This window comes from Fischerella thermalis PCC 7521 (assembly GCF_000317225.1).
Lineage (GTDB): Bacteria > Cyanobacteriota > Cyanobacteriia > Cyanobacteriales > Nostocaceae > Fischerella > Fischerella thermalis.
The window spans coordinates 1-1,874 of sequence record NZ_AJLL01000113.1 but is presented as its reverse complement, the minus strand read 5'-3'; the positions used below and the strand labels follow the sequence as shown (position 1 = coordinate 1,874).

Sequence of the window (1,874 nt, the reverse complement as noted above, 5' to 3'; positions counted from 1 at the left end):
AAGGGATATGTTGAAAACCCTGTGACTTTAGTCCAGGGATGAAAACTATTTGGTAGGTTTTAACCTACCAGTCAACTTCGTTGCTGTGCAATGTAGTTTTTAACTGTCTCTGTAGAGATACTTCCCGCAGTGGAAACAAAATAGCTTGGTGTCCACAATGTAGGCAATTTCAATAATTCTGGAAACTCTTTTCTTAAGTGGTGGGAAGCTCTACCTTTAATTTTTCTAATGACAGAAGCAGGGTCATCAGTTGGTCTGACATAAGAAAAAGATGTACATGGTCAGGCATAATCTCCATTGCGATAATCTTCCATCTGTTTTCATTGCAAACTTCACATATCAACTCTTGCAGTCTTTGAGCTATCGCACCAATTAAGACCTTTTTGCGTCTTTTAGGAATAAAAACAAAATGGTAATTCAGTAAAGAGACTGCATTACCCTCATGTCTGTACTCATCAGGGATAAAGCTAGGCATGGGAAGTTAATTTCTTGACTTAGTTGTATTTTGCATTGTACCATCAACATAGTCTATATACAAATAATATGTATGGATGCCAACAAGTATTGCTTTCTCCAAACAAGGAATTAAAAGCAATACTAGAATTCATTTGTTCTGAATCAAACAAGTTGACCAACTGTGCAATTTACTATGGCAGACAGATTTGGTTTAAATGTCATAGTAAATTGGGTAAGTTCGACTTAATCAATGAGTACAAAACCAACCCACACTACCAAGTGCTACACTCACAGGTTGCACAACAAACTTTGCTATCTGTTAGAGAAAGCTTTAAATCCTTCTACGAACTGGACAAAAAGTATCGCAAAGGTGAGTTAGAAAATAAACCAAAACCACCAAAATATAGGAAGAAAGGGGGACTATCAGTTGTCAGCTACCCAAAACAAGCATTAAAGCTAATAGACAATCAAATTCAAATACCATTAGGGTTAACAGTTAACCGTTGGTTTGGTATAAAGAATTTCTCAATTACAATGCCTTCAAACATTAGATTTGAAGATATCAAAGAGTTAAGAATACTTCCGCGCAATGGTTGTTTTTACGCTGAATTTGCTTACAAGATTAAGACTGTAACCACCAAATTAGACCCAAAACTAGCCCTTGGTATAGACCCAGGTGTAAGCAATTGGTTGACTTGTGTATCTAATCTAGGAACAAGCTTCATTATTGATGGGCGAAAACTTAAAAGCCTAAACCAGTGGTACAACAAAGCAGTATCTAAATTGAAAGAAGGTAAACCTCAAGGTTTTTGGAGTCAGCGATTAGCCCATATAACTGAAAAACGGAATCGCTTAATGGAGGGATGCTGTCAACAAGGCAGCAAGAATTGTAATTAATTACTGTATTAGTCATGGGATTGGTAATATTGTTTTTGGCTGGAATAAAGGCAATAAGAACGGTATCAATATTGGCTCTCAAAATAATCAAACATTTGTGCAGATACCTACTGCAAAATTAAAGGAGAGGATATCTCAGTTGTGCCAAATCTATGGCATTAACTTTGTAGAGACTGAGGAGAGTTACACTAGCCAAGCTAGCTTTTTGGATGGCGACATTGTACCTGTATTTGGAAACAAGCCAGAAGGGTGGAAGTCGTCGGGCAAGCGAGTATTCAGAGGTCTTTTTGTCACAGCAGCCATGCATCAAGATTAACGCGGATCTCAATGGATGCGCGAATATTTTGAACAAGGTAAAGGAACAGCTAAACCTGGATTTAGCTAAGACCTGTAGGGGACTTTTGACTGTCCCGCAGAGAATCTTTCTCTGGAAGAATAACTGTAAAAAGCGGAGAGGCATGGCTTTAGCCTGCCTCGTAGCAACAGTTTGAATCACCGTGAATTTTAGTCCGGTGAGAGTC

At 38.2% G+C, this 1,874-nt stretch carries 2 protein-coding genes and 1 pseudogene; 2 read left to right on the top strand and 1 reads right to left on the bottom strand.

What is annotated here, in order from left to right; all coding sequences use genetic code 11:
* Positions 1–71 precede the first annotated feature (71 nt).
* Positions 72–475 (bottom strand): annotated as a pseudogene (gene tnpA, locus UYK_RS24530) (IS200/IS605 family transposase).
* A gap of 35 nt (positions 476–510) precedes the next feature.
* Here tnpA and UYK_RS27715 point away from each other — a divergent pair.
* Positions 511–1,353: a transposase gene (locus tag UYK_RS27715; RefSeq protein ID WP_157221853.1), complete on the top strand. Its 843-nt coding sequence runs from the start codon at positions 511–513 to the stop codon at positions 1,351–1,353.
* The gene (locus UYK_RS27710; RefSeq protein WP_341271180.1) at positions 1,343–1,669 is read left to right on the top strand and encodes a hypothetical protein; all 327 of its coding nucleotides are present in this window, start codon (positions 1,343–1,345) and stop codon (positions 1,667–1,669) included. The genes UYK_RS27715 and UYK_RS27710 overlap by 11 nt, the downstream gene beginning before the upstream one ends.
* The last annotated feature ends 205 nt before the right edge of the window (positions 1,670–1,874 follow it).